Raw genomic sequence first — 20,558 nt, forward strand, 5'->3', positions numbered from 1 at the left:
AAATGAATTCTTTTAATTATTCGACAAAATTACGGCAAAATATTGGGTATAAGCGGAGTTAACAATTATTTAATTCCGTAACATAAATTTAACAATAAATATATTATAAGATAAAACGGCAATAACATTAACTTAAAATTATAGTAGTTGATTTGCATCAAAATTAACATACACAACTATGAAAATTAATGTGCTAACAATCTTTACCTGTTTAATCACTTTTGTGAGCTTTGGACAAAAAGCAACCATTTCGGGTAAAATTACTGATGGTGATTTTAATAATGAACCATTACCATTTGCATCGGTATCAATTAAAAATACTAGTTTAGGAATTAGCTCTGACGATAACGGAAAGTACAGCTTGAGCTTAGAGCCTGGAAATTATGTAGTGCAAGTTTCTTACCTAGGGTATATTACACAAGATATTCCTGTAAAACTTGTTGCAAACGAAAATAAAAATTTAAATGTTACTTTATTTTCTAATGAAGATACAAATAAATTAGAAGATGTTGTAATTACTGTTGAAAATAATAGACAAAAAGAAACGGCTTTATTAGCTGAACAACGTAAAGCGGTTGAAATTAAAACTGCAATTGGTTCTCAGGAATTAAGTAGAAAAGGAGTTAGCGATGCAAGTGCGGCTGTAGCTAAAGTTTCAGGAGTACAAAAAACAGAAGGTTCTAGCCAAATTTATGTTCGTGGTTTAGGTGACCGTTATAACTCAAGTTATTTTAATGGTTTACCAATTTCATCTAACGACCCTGAATATAAGAACATTGATTTAGGATTGTTTAATACAGATGTAATTCAGTTAATCTCGATTGATAAAACATTTAACTCAGGGTATTACGGAGATTTTGGTGGTGCATCTATTGATATTGTAGCTAAAAAGTTTTCTGGTAAACCTTTCTTAGAAGTTGGTATTGGATCAAACATTAATACCAATGCTATTGGACGTTCTAACTTTTATATGGCGCGTGGTTTTAATGAATTCGGATTTAACGGATATCATAACCCACAAGCAAACACATTAAGTAAATACGAATTTAATCGTTCATTAAATTACAACTTCCAGAATCCAATTGCTGGTAATGTAAACGTAATGGGTGGAACTTCTTTCTTTGTTGGTAACGAGGGTAGAATTAATGTTTTTGCAACTGCAAACATGAGCAATGGTTACGGATACCGCGGTGGTTACACACGTTCTGCACAAGCACAGGGTGATTACTTAAAAAGTTTAGATCAAGAAATTTATTCTTACAACACCAATACAACTGCAATGACAAATGTTGATTATAAAATTAACAGCAAAAATAACATTGCATTTAACTACTTATTTGTTAACTCATCATCTTTAGGAACTGATTTTTATAGAGGTTTTATTCGTGATTTAGCAGATAACGGACGTGGTACAATTACGCGTTCTACATACACACAAAATCAATTAAACATATTCCAATTATTAGGTAATCATAAATTAACTGATAGAATTGAGGTTGATTGGGCAGGTTCTTACAACAAAATTAGAAGCTTTATGCCAGACCGCTCTCAACAAACTTCTGTTTATAATGATGCGTTACAAAGAAATGTTTATGTAACAAACTCAACTACGGATAACCACAGATATTTCCAAAACTTATCAGAAAATGAATTTGCTGGAAACTTATCTGCATCATACAAATTTGCTGAAGACGAAGGTTTTTTTAAAGGTAAATTAACTGTTGGATACAACGGACGTGTTAAGAAAAGAGATTTTGATGCTACACAATATAACTTCAGAATTAATTCTAACCAACAAACTGCTGATATTTACAACTACGACGGATTTTTTAATGCAGCAAACTTTAACCAAGGTTTATTCGCTATCCGTACTTATAGTGGCAGAAATACACCGCAGTTTTACAAAGGTGATCAAGATATTCATGCAGGATATGCTAACGTAACTTATAAATTCTCTGATAAATTAGATGCAGTTTTTGGTGTACGTTACGAAAAAATTACACAAAATGTAAACTGGTTAACGCAGTTAAGTTCTCGTCCAGGTAGTAATGATTTAACAAAAGATGCGTTTTTACCAAGCTTAGTTTTAAAATATGCATTAAAAACAAATCAAAACTTACGTTTTGCTGCTAGTAAAACTTACACATTACCACAGTTTAAAGAACGTGCATTATTTATTTACGAAGATGTTACAGAAATTAAAGTTGGTAACCCATTTTTATACGCATCTGATAACTACAACGTAGATTTAAAATGGGAAGTTTTCCCTACAAACTCAGAAGTTTTAGCTGTTACAGCTTTTGGTAAATACATTAAAAATCCAATTAACGAAATTACGTTAGCATCTTCAACAAACGATATTTCATTCATCAACACCGGAGATTACGGTATTGTTTACGGGGTAGAATTAGAAGCACGTAAAAACATTTTAGATTTATCTACAGATAAAGAAAACAAGTTAAGCGGTGGTTTAAATGTATCGTACATGAAAACAACACAAACGTTAGATTCTGAAAAAGTTCGTAACGAAACAGATTACAACATCAACTTAACACATAATAGATCTGCATTTACTGGTGCTTCAGATTTAATTTTAAATGCCGATTTAACGTACTTTAAAGAATTTGCAAATAATAAAAATATTTTAGCAACAGTAACGTACAACTATTTTTCTGACAAAATATACGCTTTAGGAACAGAAACTAAAGGAAACTTAGTAGATAAAGGTTTCGGAACTTTAGATTTTATTTTTAAAACAGCTTTAAACAATAATTTAGCATTATCGTTAACTGCAAAAAATATTTTAAACCCAAAAATCAATCGTGTGCAAGAAAATGCCGATCGTGATATTGCAATCGGATCTTACACCAGAGGTAGCGGAATTAGCTTAGGTTTAAATTATACATTTTAATCCGATTTATTTTTAAAAATCCCCTTGCTTGTCAAGGGGATTTTGCTTTACAATTCCGTAACAATTGCATAATTTTTATTTAAAAATTTGAAAATATTAGCATAACCTTAACTAAAGATTATCGTACTACATTTGAATATCAAAAAAATATAAAATAACACAACAATGAAAAAACAAGTTAGAAACTTATTAGCTCTTTCACTTTTAACAGTAGTATTAGTAGCTGCTCCATCATGTTCAAGTGATGATAATAACTCAAATGATAATACTCCAGAAACAGGATTTGTATTAAACCCAAATCAGTTAGAAGGTGATATCGAAGCTGGTCAAGCTATTGTATTAAAAAATGATAAAACGTACACATTAACTGGTGATTTAATTGTGAAAAATGGTGCAACATTAACAATTGAAGCTGGTACTATTATTGAAGCTAGCGGAATTGCTTACATCGCTGTTGAACAAGGTGGTAAAATTTATGTTGATGGTACAGAAGATAAACCTGTAGTTATGACATCTAACTTAAAAGCACCAGGATCTTGGGGTGGTTTAGTAATTTGTGGTAAAGCACCAATCAATAAAGTTAAGCCAGGAGAAACTGCTTTAGCAGAGGTTTCTGAATTAGCTTACGGTGGTACAGATGTTAACGATGATTCAGGATCTATCAGATATTTAAGAATTGAATATTCAGGTTACGCATATAACTCAGAAAAAGAGTTTAACGGATTATCATTATTCGGTGTTGGTAACGGAACAACAATTGAGTACGTACAAGTTCATGCAGGTTCTGACGACGGATTTGAGTGGTTTGGTGGTACAGTTGATGCAAACTATTTAGTTTCAACATCTAACGAAGATGATCAATTTGACTGGACTGAAGGTTGGAATGGTAAAGGTTCTAACTGGTATGCTAAAGAAGGTTTAGGTAAAGGTAACCGTGGTATTGAGGCAGATAATAATGCACAAAACAGAGCTGCTACACCTACTTCTGCTCCAACAATTTCTAACTTAACTTTAGTAGGTTTAGGTGTTGATAACGCAGGTTCTGAAAACCAAGCTATGAAATTACGTGAGGGTACTCATGGTATTTTTGATAACGTATATATTACAGGATTTAAAACAGGAATCGATGTGCAACATGATGAAACTCTTGCTGCTGTTGGAACTGGTTTAAAATTAACTAATGTTGCTTTTGGTGATGTAACAACTCCAGTTGCTGCTAAAAATACTGCAGGTGATAAAGTTGAAGTAGAAGGTTTAATTACTGAAAACGCAGCATCTAAAGGTGCAGGTGCAGGTGCAGAAGCTCCAGCTTGGACTAAAGGATGGACTGTAGGTTTATAATATAAACTTAGATATTTCTTTTGATTATAAAGGGAAGGCGTTAAGCCTTCCCTTATTTTTTAAATCCATTTTTTAAAATGTGCCTCACTATTTTGTAACTTTGTATTCTAAATTTTTTACGATTTGAATCCACAAGATATTTTCTCAATAGCAACAAAAAAGGAATTTGAAAAAATTACCATGAAAACCTTCAGACACCAATATGAAAATAATTTGGTGTACAAGCAGTATTGTGATTTGTTGGGTAAAAATCCATCAAACGTAAAAAAAGTACTCGAAATTCCTTTTTTACCCATTCAGTTTTTTAAATCGCATCAAGTTGTTGCGAATACAGATCCTGTTGTTACAACATTTACCAGTAGCGGTACCACCGGTAGCATTACATCTAAACATCTTGTAACCGATTTAAATTTTTACGAAGAAAGTTTTCGCACAACCTTTCGTCAGTTTTATGGCAATATCGAAGATTATGTAGTTTTAGCACTTTTACCTTCGTATTTAGAACGCGACGGATCCTCGTTAATTTATATGGTTAACGATTTAATAGAAGCTTCTAATCAGCCTGAATCTGGCTTTTATTTAAATAATTATGACGATTTAATTCAAACCTTAATCCGTTTAGATAAAGAAGGGCAAAACGTTTTATTAATTGGGGTTACTTATGCGTTGCTAGATGTGTTAGAAAAACAACAATTTGATTTAAAAAATAGCATTATAATGGAAACGGGCGGAATGAAAGGCCGCCGAAAAGAAATGATTCGTGAAGAATTGCATCAGGTTTTAACGCAAGGTTTTGGTGTTCCGGTTATTCATTCTGAATACGGTATGACCGAATTACTTTCGCAAGCTTATTCGTTAGGTAATGGTATTTTTGAATGTCCGCCTTACATGGAAGTTTTGATGCGCGATCCGGAAGATCCGTTTACGTATGTAGCTGACGGAAAAACGGGCGGAATTAATGTAATTGATTTAGGTAATTACAATTCGTGTTCGTTTATTGCTACGCAAGATTTAGGAAAAAAATATCCCAACCATTCTTTCGAAGTGCTGGGACGTTTTGATAATTCTGATATTCGTGGTTGTAACCTTATGGTATATTAAACAGCTTTAATTACAAAGTAGTTCTTTTTTCCTTTTTGGATCAACACAAAAGTTTCGTTTACTAAATCTTTCGCTTCAATTTTATAATCTTCGCTTACTTTTTCTTTATTAACCGAAATTGAGTTTTGTTTTAATTCACGGCGTGCATCGCTATTACTACCTAAAAAGTTAGTTTTGGCAGCTAAAGCAGCAATCATATCTATACCAGCTTCTATTTCAGTTTTTGGTAATTCAGCAGTAGGAATTCCTTCAAAAACTTCAGATAACGTTTGGTTATCTAATGCGCGTAACGCATCCATGCTTGGATTAAAAAACGCTTCTGATGCATGAATTACATTTTGTAACGCATCTTCACCATGAACCATAATTGTAACTTGCTCTGCTAATTTTTTCTGTAATTCACGTAAATGTGGTGCTTCGTTATGCGTTGCTAATAAAGCATCAATTTCATTTTTAGTTAAAAACGTAAAAATTTTAATATATTTTTCTGCATCAACATCGCTTGTGTTTAACCAATATTGGTAAAACTTATATGGGCTTGTACGATTGGCATCTAACCAAATATTTCCACCTTCGCTTTTACCAAATTTAGTACCGTCTGCTTTTGTAATTAGCGGGCAGGTTAGGGCATAAGCTTTTCCGTTACCAATACGGCGTACTAATTCTGTACCTGTGGTAATATTACCCCATTGGTCAGAACCGCCCATTTGTAACGTACATGATTTATCTTGATATAAGTGTAAAAAATCGTAACCTTGTAATAATTGATATGTAAATTCTGTAAACGACATACCGTCCTGTGCTTCTCCGTTTAAACGTTTCTTCACAGAATCTTTTGCCATCATATAATTTACGGTAATGTGCTTTCCTACTGATCGAATAAATTCTAAGAAAGAAAATTCTTTCATCCAATCGTAGTTGTTCACTAATTCTGCGGCATTCGCTGCATCCGATTCAAAATCTAAAAAACGAGCCAATTGGCCTTTAATAGCATTTTGGTTGTGGCGTAAAGCATCTTCATCTAATAAATTACGTTCGATTGATTTTCCTGATGGATCACCAATCATTCCAGTTGCTCCACCAACCAAAGCTAATGGTTTGTGCCCTGCTAACTGAAAATGTTTTAATAACATTACGCTTACTAAATGGCCAATATGCAATGAATCCGCTGTTGGGTCAATTCCCACATACGCAACACGCATCTGCTCCATCAAATGTTCTTCTGTGCCTGGCATCACGTCGTGGAGCATTCCTCTCCAAGTCACTTCTTCAATAAAATTTGTCATCTTAAAAAAATTAATTTTTTGCAAATATACTAATTTATAAAGCGCAGCTTGTTTACTTTGTTATATTTTAAAATGTTTTTGTACATGTACATGCTTTTTTGTAATGTTGTTTATTAATTGATTTTAAGGAATGAAAACCCAAGCTTGTTCGTATTGTAAGGCACCTATAACTTGTAAAGCAAATGATATTACCAATTGCGATTGCCAATCGGTTAATTTGTTGCCAGAAACCGTACATTTTTTACAAACCAAAACCAATCATAATTGTTTGTGTAATGCTTGTTTGCATCGTTTTGACCAATGGGTGCAATTCGGTCTAAACAATCCGTTTCCGGCGCGTATGTCGCAAATGCAACCGGTACATTTTTATACAGAAAATGGCTTTTTTGTGTTTACTGAGCAGTATCATGTGCATAAAGGTTATTGTTGCGAAAATAATTGTAGGCATTGTGTTTATCAATCAAAAATATAAGGATTCACTTGCCTCATTAAGAATACATTAAATATGTGCTAAATATTAGATTTGATATATAATTTTTATCTAACTTTGTAGTTCATATAGGAAAGATATTATACAATATAATGAAAGGACCATTATTCTATTCTAAAATTTTACTTTTTGGTGAGTACGGAATTATAAAAGATTCTAAAGGTTTATCTATCCCTTACAACTTTTACAATGGTGCTTTAAAAATAGAAGACAATCCGTCTGAAATTGCACAAAAATCTAATGCAAGCTTAAAAAAGTTTGCACTGTATTTAAAACAGCTACAAACAGATACCCCTGATTTAGTGCAGTTTGATATGGAAAAATTAGAGCAAGATTTACAGGCTGGTATGTATTTTGACTCTTCTATTCCGCAAGGATATGGAGTAGGAAGCAGTGGTGCTTTAGTTGCTGCTGTTTACGACAAATATGCTGTAAATAAAATAACGGTTTTAGAAAACCTTACGCGTGAAAAATTATTGCAATTAAAAGGCATTTTTGCCGAAATGGAATCTTTTTTTCATGGTAAAAGTTCAGGCTTAGATCCGCTTAATAGTTATTTAAGTTTACCTATTTTAATTAATTCTAAAGATCATATTGAACCTGCTGGCATTCCGTCACAAGCCACCGAAGGTAAAGGAGCAGTTTTTTTAATAGATTCTGGCATTGTTGGTGAAACGGCCCCTTTGGTTAATATTTTTATGGAAAATCTTAAAAACGAAGGTTTCCGTACCATGATGAAAGAGCAGTTTTCTAAGTTCACAGATGCAGCGGTTGAAGGATTTTTAAAAGGGAATTTTAAATCGGTTTTTGATAACACCAAACAACTTTCTAAAATTGCATTAAGCCATTTTAGACCTATGATTCCGGAGCAATTTTTAAACGTTTGGCAAAAAGGAATTGACACCAACGATTATTATTTAAAACTTTGTGGTTCTGGCGGTGGTGGTTATATTTTAGGTTTCACCGAAGATTTAGAAAAAGCCAAAGCATCATTAAAAGATTACAAATTAGAAGTAGTTTATCAGTTTTAAAAAACACATATAAAAGTCCCAAATTAGGGACTTTTTTTTATATTTGAATATGACTGAAAGAAAGCTAAAATATTTTTTTATCAAGTTTATAAGTTTATTCTCGGTAGTGCGTGGTTACAACATTTTTGTGATTGTAATTGCGCAATATTTAGCTTCAATTTTCATATTTGCAGAAAACGAAACAATTTTGGAGGTACTTTTAGACGCAAACCTTTTTTTAATTGTTTTCTCATCAACCTTAGCTATTGCTGGTGGTTATATTATTAACAACTTTTACGATTCAGAAAAAGATTTAATTAACCGCCCACATAAATTAATGTTAGATAAATTAGTAAGCCAAGAATTTAAGCTTCGTGTTTATTTTAGTTTAAACTTTTTTGCAGTAGTTTTTTCTTTTATTGTTTCTTGGCATGCAGCAGCTTTTTTTGCGGGCTATATTTTTCTGCTCTGGTTTTATTCGCACAAACTAAAAAAATATCCATTTATTGGTAATTTAACCGCATCGCTGGTAGCTGTTTTACCCTTTTTTAGTATTTTAATGTACTTTCAAAACTTTCATTCGGTTATTTTTGTACATGCAGCCTTGGTTTATTTGTTTGTTTTAATTCGCGAATTAATTAAAGATTTAACCTCAATAAAAGGCGATTTAGCTAACAATTACCGAACCATTTCTGTAGTTTATGGCGAAAGTTTTGCTAAACATTGTATTAGCTTTTTATCGGTTTTGGTGCTAATTCCTTGCTGGTTACTTATGAATAAATACGATGTGGGTTACATGAATTACTTTTTATATTTTGCCCTTTTTATACTTTTACTAATCAATATTATGCTGTATAAAACCGATGCAACTTTTGGTTATAAAAAAATACATGTATTAATGAAGATTTTAATATTAATAGGAATTTTCTCTATTTTATTAATCGATGCACAAGTAATTCATTACGGAAAAAGGCTTCTGTTGCCATAAAATCTTTAATAAGTTAAAAATTAGTTTACTTGACTTAAAATAATACTATCTTTGCTAAAAATATTGAAAGATGAGTTACGGAAAAGGGAATAATAAAAACAAAAAATTCTCTTCGTCTAAACCAAGCACACCAAGATTTGGTGATGATAAACGAAAAAAATCTTCTGAAGGAGGTTCTTCGTTTAGTAAAGACGGAAATAAAAAATTTGGAACCTATAAAGGAAAACCAAAGTTCGAGGGGCAGCCTAAACCAAAAGTGGTTAAAAGTTTAAACGACGAAATTCGTTTAAATAAATATATTGCTAATTCGGGCGCTTGTTCGCGTCGCGATGCTGATATTTACATTCAGTCAGGTAACGTTTCTGTTAATGGCGTTGTAGTTACAGAAATGGGATATAAAGTAAAACCTTCTGATAAAGTTGTTTTTGACGGATCGTTAATTACGCCAGAAAAGAAGGAATATATCTTATTAAACAAACCTAAAGGATTTTCTACCATTGGTGATGCTGACAAGCAAACATCAAACGTTATGGATTTGGTTAGAATGGCAACAAAAGCAAAAATTCAACCAATTGGACGTATGGATAAATCAACCACTGGGTTGTTGTTGTTTACAAATGATTCTGATATTGTACGTAAATTTAATTTACCACAACAACGTTCGCCAAAAGTTTACCAAGTTTCTTTAGATAAAAATTTAAAATACGAAGATTTAGAAAAAGTGCAAAACGGTATTCATATTGATGAGCATCGTATTCACGTTGATGAAATTGATTATGTTGAAAATCAACCTAAATCTGAAATCGGAATTAAATTAGGTAGCGCTAACGTAAAAGTAGTTCGTAACATTTTTGAACATTTAGGTTATAATGTTTTAAAAGTTGACCGCGTTATGTTTGCAGGTTTAACTAAAAAGAATTTACCACGCGGTACGTGGAGATTTTTAACCGAGCAAGAAATAATCAATTTAAAAAATGCATAAAAAAAAGGCTTTCGAATTTCGAAAGCCTTTTTTTGTATAGGTAAGCTATTATAAAACAGCTTCAATTGCTTTTGCGTACGTATCTTTTGGTGCAACACCAACCTGACGTCCAACAACCTCACCGTTTTTAAAAATTAAAACCGTAGGAATGTTGCGAATACCAAATTTAGATGGAAAATCTTGATTTGCATCAACGTCAACTTTTGCAATTACTGCACGTCCTTCAAACTCAGTGCTTAATTCATCAATAATTGGAGCTACCATGCGGCAAGGACCACACCATGTTGCCCAAAAATCTACTAAAACTGGTTTGTCTGAGTTTAAAACCAATTCTTCAAACGTAGCGTCTGTTATTTCTAATGCCATAATTCTGTTCTTTATAAATAATTCGTATTACAAATATAATAATATTTTTAATCCTTTTTAGCGTTATTGTATTGAAATTGATTATGCTGCTATTGTTGCTATTTATTTAAGAAACTTTAAAAGGAATTTGTAATTGCTCTAAATCTTGCAAAAATTGCGGATTAATATCAACTTTTAACTTGCGGCTATCCATGGCAAGTTTGGTTACAATTTTAAATTCTTCAACTTCTTCTGTTAATACCGCTTGTATTTGCTCTTCACCATTTTCGGCTAATTCCTCGTCTAAATTAGTTTCGCTTTCTAAAGGCGTTTCAACTAAACGTTTTATTTTTTCAATTTCTAAAACCTCAAAACTTACCGGCGTATTTCCCGGATGAATGCTAAATAATTGGTTTAATTCCATAATTTTTTGTTCATCAAAATCAAAAATAGAAAGTACAATGTTTATTTTTTTGGCAAAATGACTTAAAACATCTTGCAACAACATCATGTTTACAAACTGAATTTTAGGATCAGATTTTTTACCGGTTGTTTTATTTACCCAACCTTCTTTAATATTGATGCGTAAGTAAATAAATTGGTTTAACAATAAAAAATGGCGCAGCTTTAAATATTCTTCATCAAAAATTCTAAACTCATAATTTTCATCATAACCTTCAACTATAAAAGTTGCCCAACCTTTGCCATTTTTAGCAGTACGATGCTGTACATCGGTAATAATACCGCCAAAAGAAAGGTTTTTACCAATTAGGTTTTCTATATCTTTTAGTTCTTCAAATCGGTTGTGTGCAAAATATTTTAGTGCATGTTTATAATCATCTAATGGATGCCCTGAAATGTAAATACCAACAACTTCTTTTTCTTTGGCAAGTTTTTCCATCGCTCCCCATTCTTCGCATTGCGGAATTACAGGTTCAGGAATTTGTACATCCGACATTTCTCCAAACAAACTTACTTGTGCTGAATTAGCACTTTCCTGATGTTTGGCTCCATATTTAATTGCCTTTTCTAAAAAGGTAATGGTATCTTCTGCTGTATGAAAATATTGCGCACGGTGCGTATCTGTAAAACAATCAAATCCGCCAGCTAGCGCTAAGTTTTCAAAGGCTTTTTTGTTGGCTGCACGTAAATCTATTCGTTTAGCTAAATCAAAAATTGATTTATAATCACCGTCTTGTCGGTTTTGAATAATGGTGTTCACTGCACCTTCGCCCACACCTTTTACAGCTCCCATACCAAAACGAATTTCGTAATTATCGTTAACGGCAAATTTATAATGTGATTCGTTTACATCTGGTCCTAAAACTTTTAATCCCATGCGTTTACATTCTTCCATAAAAAACGTAACCGATTTAATATCGTTCATGTTGTTAGAAAGAACCGCAGCCATATATTCGGCCGGATAATGTGCTTTTAAATAAGCAGTTTGGTATGCAATCCAAGCATAACAGGTTGAGTGCGATTTGTTGAATGCGTATGATGCAAAAGCTTCCCAGTCTTTCCAAATTTTTTCTAAAATGTTTGCATCATGGCCTTTGGCCGATGCTTGTTCTACAAACTTGGGTTTCATTTTATCTAGTACATCCTTTTGCTTTTTACCCATGGCTTTACGTAAAACGTCGGCTTCACCTTTGGTAAAATCAGCCAGTTTTTGAGACAAAAGCATTACCTGTTCTTGGTATACCGTAATTCCGTAGGTTTCTTTTAAATATTCTTCGCAAGCTTCTAAATCGTACGTAATAGGTTCTTCACCATTTTTACGACGGATAAAAGAAGGGATATATTCTAACGGGCCTGGACGATATAGGGCATTCATGGCAATTAGATCTCCAAAAACGGTAGGTTTTAATTCGCGCATGTATTTTTGCATTCCGGCACTTTCATACTGAAAAACTCCAACGGTTTCTCCGCGTTGGAAAAGTTGGTATGTTTTTTCATCATCAATTGGAATGGTTTCTGGATCAATTACTTTACCCGTGCGTTGCTTAATAATGGCGCACGTATCTTTAATTAAGGTTAAAGTTTTTAGTCCTAAAAAGTCCATTTTTAATAACCCTGCCGATTCGGCAACGGAGTTATCAAACTGCGTAACATATAAATCGGAATCTTTTGCGGTTTGTACAGGAACGAAATTGGTAATATCGTCTGGAGTAATAATAACACCACAAGCGTGAATCCCGGTATTACGCATCGAACCTTCGATGATTTTTGCTTGCTGAATGGTTTCGGCTGCTAAATCGCCTTGATTGGCAATATTGATAAGTTCTTTAATCGGTTCAAATTCGTCCGAGCGAACTGCTTTTTTAATTTCATCTTCAGATTCTTTTAAAAAGCGAGCCAAATTCCATTTCCCCGGCATCATGGTCGGGATTAGCTTGGCAATTCTTTCGGATTCGTATAGCGGTAAATCTAACACGCGCGCCGCATCTTTAATAGATGATTTGGTTGCCATTTTACCGTAGGTAATAATTTGCGCAACTTGGTTTGCTCCGTATTTATTAATTACATAATCCATAACGCGTCCGCGTCCTTCATCATCAAAATCAATATCAATATCGGGCATGGAAACACGATCGGGATTTAAAAAACGCTCAAAAAGTAAATCGTACTGAATAGGATCTAAATTGGTAATCCATAAACAATAAGCAACGGCAGAGCCTGCTGCGGAGCCACGGCCCGGACCAACAGAAACGCCCATGCTGCGTGCGGCAGCAATAAAATCTTGCACGATCAAGAAATAGCCCGGGTAGCCTGAATTGGCAATAATTTGCAATTCAAAATCTAAACGTTCTTTAATTTCGTCGGTAATTTCTGCGTATCTTTTTTCGGCTCCTTTATAGGTTAAATAACGTAAATATGCATTTTCACCACGTTTACCACCATCTTGATCGTCTAACGGGTCAACAAATTCTTCAGGAATATCAAATTTTGGTAATAAAATATCACGAGCTAAATCGTAAACTTCAATTTTATCTACAATTTCCTGAATATTTATTATAGCTTCTGGAATGTCGGCAAATAGTGCTTTCATTTCGTCTTGCGTTTTAAAATAATATTCAGAATTTGGTAAGCCGTAACGGTAACCTCGGCCTTTGCCAATTGGCGTTGCTTGTTTTTCTCCGTCTTTTACACAAAGCAAAATATCGTGCGCATTGGCGTCAGATTTGTTCATGTAATACGTATTGTTTGTTGCCACCAATTTAACCTGATGTTTGTGCGCCAATTCGATTAAACTTATGTTGGCACGATTTTCATCTTCTTGGTTGTGGCGCATAATTTCGACATATAAATCATCTTGAAAATGCGTTTTCCACCACAATAAAGCTTCTTCAGCTTGTTTTAAACCGGTGTTTAAAATTTTATTCGGAATTTCACCCATTAAGTTTCCGGTTAGTACAATTACATCTTCTTTGTACTGCAATAAAATTTCTTTATCAATACGCGGAACGTAATAAAAACCGTCAATGAATGCAATGGATGAAAGCTTGGCTAAGTTATGGTAGCCTTTTTTGGTTTTAGCAAGCAAAACAACTTGGTACCCGTTATCTTTTTTGGTTTTATCTTTATGGTTTTCGCATATATTAAATTCGCAACCTACAATGGGTTTTATTTCGGTTTCGGTTGGTTCTTCACCATTTTCTTTAGCTGTTTTAATGCTATTTGCTACCGATTTGTTATGTCCTAAAATGGCGCTTACAAATTTAAAAGCTCCCATCATGTTACCATGATCGGTCATGGCAATTGCTGGCATTTTATCGGCAGCTGCTTGTTTTACCAACGCACCAATATCAATGGTTGATTGTAAAACCGAAAATTGGGTGTGGTTGTGCAAGTGCGCAAAAGCATGTGTGCTTAAATCAACTTTTGTAGTTTGGCTTGGTTCTTTCTTTTTTTGTAAAGCTTCAATTTCTTTTCTAATTTCTTCTGAAGCTTTTTTAAGATTGATGTGCTTTAAGCCAATTAACTCAAAAGGTTTTGGGTTTTGGGTTTTAAATTGTTTTAAATAGGATGCATCTTCTAGTAATTCGTCAGCTGTAAAAACATCTTTTCTAATCAATTCAAAAAAACAACGCGTAGTTGCCTCAACATCGGCTGTTGCATTGTGGGCTTCAGCAAATGGCTGATTGAATAAAAATTGATGCAACTCGGTTAAAGTTGGTAATTTAAAACGTCCACCACGTCCTCCAGGTAGTTTTAATAAATTAGCTGTTGTTTCGGTACAGGTATCTAAAACAGGAAGTTCGTTTAAATCAGTATCTAAATTGGCGCGGTAAAATTCGGCACCCATAATTTTTAAATCGAAGCCAACATTTTGACCAACTACAAATTTGGTTTTAGATAAGGCAATATTAAAATGCTCTAAAACTTGTTGTAAAGCTGCTCCTTTTTGTTGTGCCAAAGCTGTTGAAATACCGTGAATTCTTTCAGAATCATACGGAATGTCAAAACCATTAGGTTGTACTAAATAATCCTGATGCTCAATTAAATTACCCATTTCGTCATGCAATTGCCAAGCAATTTGTATGCATCTTGGCCAATTGTCTGTATCTGTAATAGGGGCATTATAATCGCGAGGTAATCCCGTTGTTTCTGTATCAAAAATTAAGTACATGAATTTAAATTTATGTGTAAAAGTAAGTAGGTAAAGATAATAAATTATTGGCTAATGCGGTCTTAAAGAAAGCTTGTTAAAAATACAAAATACTACAGACGAACTAAGGCTTTGGCTTTTATAAATTTTGATTTTTAATTGTATGTAATTCAGTTGTTTGTGGTTTTTGAAATAGATGTAAAAAATGTTGTAATAATTAGGTTAAAAGTATTATATTTGCAACCTATATTTATAAACGAGGTCGGGTACCTCAAATTTAATCACAAAGATTATGTCAGTAAAAATTAGATTACAAAGACACGGTAAAAAAGGAAAACCTTTTTATTGGGTAGTTGCTGCAGATGCACGCGCTAAAAGAGATGGTAAATTCTTAGAAAAAATCGGAACTTACAATCCAAACACTAACCCTGCAACTGTTGAATTAAACATGGATTCAGCTGTTAAATGGTTATTTAACGGTGCTCAGCCAACTGACACAGCAAGAGGAATTCTTTCTCAACAAGGTGTGTTGTTAAAACACCACTTAGAAACTGGAGTGCGTAAAGGTGCTATTACAGCTGAAACTGCTGAAGCTAAATTTACTGCTTGGGTTGAAGAAAAAAACAACAGAGTTGCTGCAAAAGTTTCAGGTTTAGCTGATACTAAAGCTGCTGCTAAAGCTGCTGCTTTAAAAGCTGAAAAAGAAACTAGCGCTAAACGTGCTGCTGCTATTGCTGAAAAAGCTGCTGCTGCCTACGGCTGCTGCTGCATCAGAAGAAGCTCCTGCAACAGAAGAAACTGCTGAAGGTACTGAAGCATAATTTATTGAGCGATTATGCGTAAAAAAGATTGTTTTTATTTAGGTAAAATCGCGAAAAAATTTAGTTTCAAAGGTGAGGTTCTGGCGTATTTAGATACTGATGAACCTTATTTATACGAAAATTTGGAATCAGTCTTTGTTGAAAGAAACAAAGACTTGGTTCCTTTTTTTATAGAAAGATCTTCAATTCATAAAAATGATTTTTTACGAATTAAGTTTGAAGATATTGATTCTGAAGAAGAAGCCGATCAAGTGATGGGCTGCGCGATATATTTGCCATTATCTTTATTACCTAAATTAGAAGGCAATAAGTTTTATTTCCATGAAATTGTTGGATTTAAAGCTGTTGATGAACGTTTAGGTGAAATTGGGATAATGCAAGGAGTAAACGATAGCAATGCACAACCGTTATTCGAAATTTTAAATGGAGAAAAGCAAATTTTAGTGCCAATGGTTGATGAGTTTCTTGTTAAAGTTGACCGAGAAAATAAACAAATCATTTTAAAAACCCCACCGGGATTAGTAGATTTGTATTTAGAAGATTAAGAGAGATTGAGGCAACTTAATCTCTTTTTTATTTACCATTTATTTTATACTTATGTTTCAGTTTAAGCAATTCAGCATTCAACAACAACGTACCGCAATGAAAGTAGGTACAGATGGTGTTTTGTTAGGGGCTTGGGTTCCGTTAATTAATAATCCTTACACCGTTTTAGATATTGGTGCCGGTACCGGAGTAATTTCGCTAATGGTTGCACAACGCGCGCCTGAAGCGCAAATTGATGCAGTAGAAATTGATGAAGCAGCTTACGAAGAATGTGTAGACAATTTTGAAAATTCTCCGTGGAAAGATCGTGTGTTTTGTTATCATGCCGATTTAGAAGAATTTGCTGATGAATTTTACGAGGAAGAAGAAGAAGAATACGATTTAATTGTATCTAATCCGCCTTTTTACAGCGAAAATTATTCGTCAGGCGATGCGCAACGTGATCAAGCTCGTTTTCAAGAAGCGATGCCGTTTGATTTGCTTATCGAAAGTGCACAAGCTTTACTATCCGATAACGGTATTTTAGCCGTTGTTATTCCGCATAAAGAAGAAGAAAATTTTATAGCCTTATGTGCCAGCGTGAATCTATTTCCTTTAAAAATTACTCGTGTAAAAGGTACGCCTACCGCCGAAATTAAACGATCTTTATTGGCTTTTACCCGAATTGATCAACAACCGTTGGTTGATGAATTGGTTATTGAATTAGAACGTCATGTTTACACCGATGCATACAAAGCTTTAACCCACGAATTTTATTTAAAAATGTAGATAATTATTTGAAATAGCTTAGTTTAGCATTACTTTTTTTTTACCTTTAGTATTAAACTAACAAACTAAAATATATTATGAAACAGGATTTATTTCAAGCTCCAGATTATTACTTATTAGACGATTTATTGACTGAAGAACATAAGTTAATTCGTGAATCTGTTAGAACTTGGGTTAAAAAAGAAGTTACTCCTATTATAGAAGATTATGCACAACGTGCAGAATTTCCACAACATTTGGTAAAAGGATTGGGCGAAGTAGGTGGTTTTGGTTGCTATATTCCTGAAGAATATGGTGGGGCAGGGCTAGATCAAATTTCTTACGGATTAATCATGCAAGAAATTGAACGTGGCGATTCGGGTATTCGTTCAACATCATCAGTACAAACTTCATTAGTTATGTATCCGATTTGGAAGTACGGAACCGAAGAACAACGTAAAAAATACCTACCTAAATTAGCTTCTGGCGAATGGTTGGGAAGCTTTGGATTAACCGAACCTGATTTTGGATCTAATCCAGGCGGAATGATTACCAATTATAAAGATATGGGCGATTATTATTTGCTAAACGGAGCTAAAATGTGGATTTCTAACGCACCATTTTGCGATTTAGCTGTTGTTTGGGCTAAAAATGAAGAAGGACGTATTCATGGTTTAATAGTTGAACGCGGTATGGAAGGTTTTACTACGCCAGAAACGCACAACAAATGGTCGTTACGTGCATCCGCAACGGGCGAATTAATTTTTGATAATGTAAAAGTGCCTAAAGCTAATTTATTACCTAACAAATCGGGCTTAGGTGCACCGCTTGGCTGTTTAGATTCTGCTCGTTATGGCATTGCTTGGGGCGCTATTGGTGCAGCAATGGATTGTTATGATACAGCTTTACGTTACAGCAAAGAGCGCATTCAGTTCGGAAAACCAATCGGAGCTTTCCAGTTACAGCAAAAAAATTAGCCGAAATGATTACAGAAATAACCAAAGCTCAATTTTTAACTTGGCGCTTAGGTGTTTTACGTAACGAAGGGCGTGCAACATCCGCTCAAATATCTATGGCAAAACGTAACAATGTAGATATGGCAATTAATATTGCTCGCGAAGCCAGACAAATGTTAGGCGGAATGGGTATTACAGGTGATTATTCACTAATGCGCCATAGCATGAATTTAGAATCGGTAATTACTTACGAAGGTACACACGATATTCATTTATTAATTACCGGAATGGATGTAACCGGTTTTTCTGCCTTTTCATAGAAATTGTAATCTTTTAAGATATTTATTAAAAAAGCTTCGTTAATTAAACGAAGCTTTTTTAATTTTACAATATTAATTAAATGCTGTTTTATGAGTTCTATTCAAGCGGTTAACCAAGCGATTTCTGGTTACAAAAGTGCGTTATTAAAACACCCGTTATATAACGAAATTACTAATATTCAAGATTTACATGCTTTTACCGAAGGACATGTTTATGCCGTTTGGGATTTCATGTCGCTTTTAAAAGCTTTACAAATAAAGTTAACCTGCGTACAAACACCCTGGTTTGCAAGCGAACATACTGAATTGCGTTATTTAATCAATGCAATTGTTTTGGGCGAAGAATCTGACGAAACTTTAAGCGGATCGCATCAAAGTCATTTTGAAATGTATTTAGATGCCATGCAAGCTTGTGGTGCTTCTACCCAAAAAATAACCGCTTTTTTGCAAGAAGTTGTTCAAACTCAAAACATATTTGTGGCCATTAAAACGGCAAACTTGCATCCAAACATTAAACGTTTTTTAGATTTTACTTTTAATGTAATTGAACACGGTAAAACACACGAAATTGCTGCAGCTTTTACCTTTGGTCGCGAAGATTTGATTCCGAAAATGTTTACCGAAATTTTAAAAGAGTTTAAAGTAAATTTTCCGAACCACGATTTATCTAAATTGATTTATTATTTTGAACGTCATATTGAATTGGATGCCGATGAACATGGCCCAATGGCATTTAAAATGTTAGAAGTTTTATGTGGAACTGATAATCAAAAATGGAAAGAAGTTGAGGCGGTTGCTATTGAAGCTTTAGAATGCCGTATGGAACTTTGGGATGCCATTTTAGAAAATATTACTGCCGAAACCATGGCATAAAAAAATCGACCATAAGGTCGATTTTTTTTTATAATTATTTCTATTTAAAAGAAAAGATGATTTTCTAGAAAAATTTATAATTCTTCTGCTCCGTTACCCATGTAGTCAACAATAAACTGCTTGTTTTGGCAAAACGCAGCAAGTTCGGTTTCAATAAAATGCAAAACCGTTTCTTTGTTTGCTTCAGGGTATAAAACATGTACGTTAGCACCAGCATCTAAAGTAAAACAAACCGGTGTGTTGGTTGCTTTTCTAAATTCCCATATTTTATTAATAATTTGTAAGGTATTTGGTTTCATTAAAATAAAATACGGCATTGAGGTTAACATCATGGCATGCAAGGTTAAAGCTTCGCTTTCTACCAAGGCAATAAACTCGGTTAAATTACCCGTTTCTAAAATGTTTTTTAGTTGGGTTAAGTTTACGTGTGCCTGTTCAAAGCGTTGTGCTGCAAACGGATGATTGTGCATCAAATCGTGACCAAGGGTGCTAGAAACTTGTTTTTCACCTTTATCTACTAATAAAATGGTATCCTGAAAGTTATTAAAAACAGGATGCATTGGGAAAGGAAATGATACTCCGAATAAATCTGAACTTTCTGGAATATCTTGTTGTTTACCCCAAACTACCACATTGCCTTTTACGCTTCGGCAAGCCGAGCCCGAACCTAAACGCGCTAAAAAAGATGCTTTTTCATAAAAATAAGCATCACTCATGTTTGGGTTTAGTCGTTTTTCTAAACTCATAATATTCATAGCCAAGGCGCTCATGCCTGATGCAGATGATGCAATGCCCGAGCTATGCGGAAATGTGTTTTGTGAGTTTATAGTAAAATGAAAGTTTTTTAAATACGGGCAATAGCTTTCTATGCGTTTAAAAAACGTGTTTATTTTAGGTTTAAAATCTTCTTTAGGTTTGTTTTCGAATAAAAAATCAAATTGAAAAGTACCATTATCTGTTGTAGGTTCGTATGCAACCGATGTTATGGTTTTACAATTGTTTAATGTAAAACTTAACGATGGGTTTGCCGGAATTTGATTTTCTTTTTTTCCCCAATATTTTACTAAGGCAATGTTGCTGGGTGCACTCCAAGTGCTTTTTCCGGCTGCTGTAGTAAGTTGGTTGTGTGTGTAAATAAAATAATTGTTTGTAATCATTTTTTTTATTTTGTGTGCTACGTTGGCTTTTAGCCCTGATAGAGCCGATATCCTTTTATTTTTAAGCTGAGA

At 33.8% G+C, this 20,558-nt stretch carries 14 protein-coding genes and 2 pseudogenes; 12 read left to right on the top strand and 4 right to left on the bottom strand.

What is annotated here, in order from left to right:
* The first annotated feature begins 178 nt into the window (after window positions 1–178).
* From K5I29_RS12755 to K5I29_RS12765, 3 genes are all read left to right on the top strand, one after another.
* Window positions 179–2,911, top strand: coding sequence for a TonB-dependent receptor (locus K5I29_RS12755; RefSeq protein WP_264433735.1), 2,733 nt, complete (start codon window positions 179–181; stop codon window positions 2,909–2,911).
* Window positions 2,912–3,076: 165 nt separating this feature from the next.
* Window positions 3,077–4,252 carry a hypothetical protein gene (locus tag K5I29_RS12760; RefSeq protein ID WP_264433736.1) on the top strand — a complete coding sequence of 392 codons (1,176 nt, stop codon included), beginning with the start codon at window positions 3,077–3,079 and terminating at the stop codon, window positions 4,250–4,252.
* Window positions 4,253–4,375: 123 nt separating this feature from the next.
* Window positions 4,376–5,353: a LuxE/PaaK family acyltransferase gene (locus K5I29_RS12765; protein WP_264433737.1), complete on the top strand. Its 978-nt coding sequence runs from the start codon at window positions 4,376–4,378 to the stop codon at window positions 5,351–5,353.
* Here the strand turns inward: K5I29_RS12765 and tyrS are convergent.
* Window positions 5,350–6,639, bottom strand: a complete 1,290-nt coding sequence (gene tyrS / locus K5I29_RS12770; RefSeq protein ID WP_264433739.1) for a tyrosine--tRNA ligase — start codon at window positions 6,637–6,639, stop codon at window positions 5,350–5,352. The two genes, K5I29_RS12765 and tyrS, sit on opposite strands and share 4 nt — an antisense overlap.
* 130 nt (window positions 6,640–6,769) lie before the next feature.
* On the opposite strand from tyrS, the gene K5I29_RS12775 reads away from it, so the two are divergent.
* The 4 genes from K5I29_RS12775 to K5I29_RS12790 all read left to right on the top strand — a co-directional run bounded on the left by K5I29_RS12775 (window position 6,770) and on the right by K5I29_RS12790 (window position 10,109).
* Window positions 6,770–7,111, top strand: coding sequence for a cysteine-rich CWC family protein (locus K5I29_RS12775; RefSeq protein WP_264433741.1), 342 nt, complete (start codon window positions 6,770–6,772; stop codon window positions 7,109–7,111).
* A 110-nt stretch (window positions 7,112–7,221) separates the two neighbouring features.
* A complete protein-coding gene (locus tag K5I29_RS12780) occupies window positions 7,222–8,160 on the top strand; it encodes a mevalonate kinase family protein (protein WP_264433742.1) in 939 nt (312 codons plus the stop codon).
* Window positions 8,161–8,209: 49 nt separating this feature from the next.
* On the top strand, window positions 8,210–9,127 hold the full coding sequence (locus K5I29_RS12785) for a geranylgeranylglycerol-phosphate geranylgeranyltransferase (protein ID WP_264433743.1): 918 nt from the start codon (window positions 8,210–8,212) through the stop codon (window positions 9,125–9,127).
* A gap of 70 nt (window positions 9,128–9,197) precedes the next feature.
* A complete protein-coding gene (locus K5I29_RS12790; RefSeq protein ID WP_264433744.1) occupies window positions 9,198–10,109 on the top strand; it encodes a pseudouridine synthase in 912 nt (303 codons plus the stop codon).
* Between the two features lie 48 nt (window positions 10,110–10,157).
* On the opposite strand, the gene trxA is transcribed toward K5I29_RS12790, so the two are convergent.
* Window positions 10,158–10,475 (bottom strand): thioredoxin, encoded by a 318-nt coding sequence (trxA, locus tag K5I29_RS12795; protein ID WP_264433745.1) that lies wholly within the window; start codon window positions 10,473–10,475, stop codon window positions 10,158–10,160.
* Between the two features lie 106 nt (window positions 10,476–10,581).
* The gene (gene dnaE / locus K5I29_RS12800) at window positions 10,582–15,087 is read right to left on the bottom strand and encodes a DNA polymerase III subunit alpha (protein ID WP_264433746.1); all 4,506 of its coding nucleotides are present in this window, start codon (window positions 15,085–15,087) and stop codon (window positions 10,582–10,584) included.
* 271 nt (window positions 15,088–15,358) lie between these two features.
* Between dnaE and K5I29_RS12805 the strand changes: the two are divergent.
* From K5I29_RS12805 to K5I29_RS12825, 5 genes and pseudogenes are all read left to right on the top strand, one after another.
* A pseudogene (locus tag K5I29_RS12805) lies at window positions 15,359–15,887 on the top strand (30S ribosomal protein S16).
* 14 nt (window positions 15,888–15,901) lie between these two features.
* Window positions 15,902–16,432 carry a ribosome maturation factor RimM gene (gene rimM, locus K5I29_RS12810; RefSeq protein WP_264433747.1) on the top strand — a complete coding sequence of 177 codons (531 nt, stop codon included), beginning with the start codon at window positions 15,902–15,904 and terminating at the stop codon, window positions 16,430–16,432.
* A gap of 52 nt (window positions 16,433–16,484) precedes the next feature.
* The gene (locus K5I29_RS12815; protein WP_264433748.1) at window positions 16,485–17,201 is read left to right on the top strand and encodes a tRNA1(Val) (adenine(37)-N6)-methyltransferase; all 717 of its coding nucleotides are present in this window, start codon (window positions 16,485–16,487) and stop codon (window positions 17,199–17,201) included.
* Window positions 17,202–17,278: 77 nt separating this feature from the next.
* Window positions 17,279–18,456, top strand: a pseudogene (locus K5I29_RS12820) (acyl-CoA dehydrogenase family protein).
* Window positions 18,457–18,546: 90 nt separating this feature from the next.
* Window positions 18,547–19,329 (top strand): DUF3050 domain-containing protein, encoded by a 783-nt coding sequence (locus tag K5I29_RS12825; protein ID WP_264433749.1) that lies wholly within the window; start codon window positions 18,547–18,549, stop codon window positions 19,327–19,329.
* 74 nt (window positions 19,330–19,403) lie between these two features.
* Here K5I29_RS12825 and mvaD read toward each other — a convergent pair whose 3' ends face one another.
* Window positions 19,404–20,486, bottom strand: a complete 1,083-nt coding sequence (gene mvaD, locus K5I29_RS12830) for a diphosphomevalonate decarboxylase (RefSeq protein WP_264433750.1) — start codon at window positions 20,484–20,486, stop codon at window positions 19,404–19,406.
* Between the last annotated feature and the right edge of the window lie 72 nt (window positions 20,487–20,558).

Origin of the sequence: Flavobacterium agricola, assembly GCF_025919725.1 — a bacterium.
Classification (GTDB): domain Bacteria; phylum Bacteroidota; class Bacteroidia; order Flavobacteriales; family Flavobacteriaceae; genus Flavobacterium; species Flavobacterium agricola.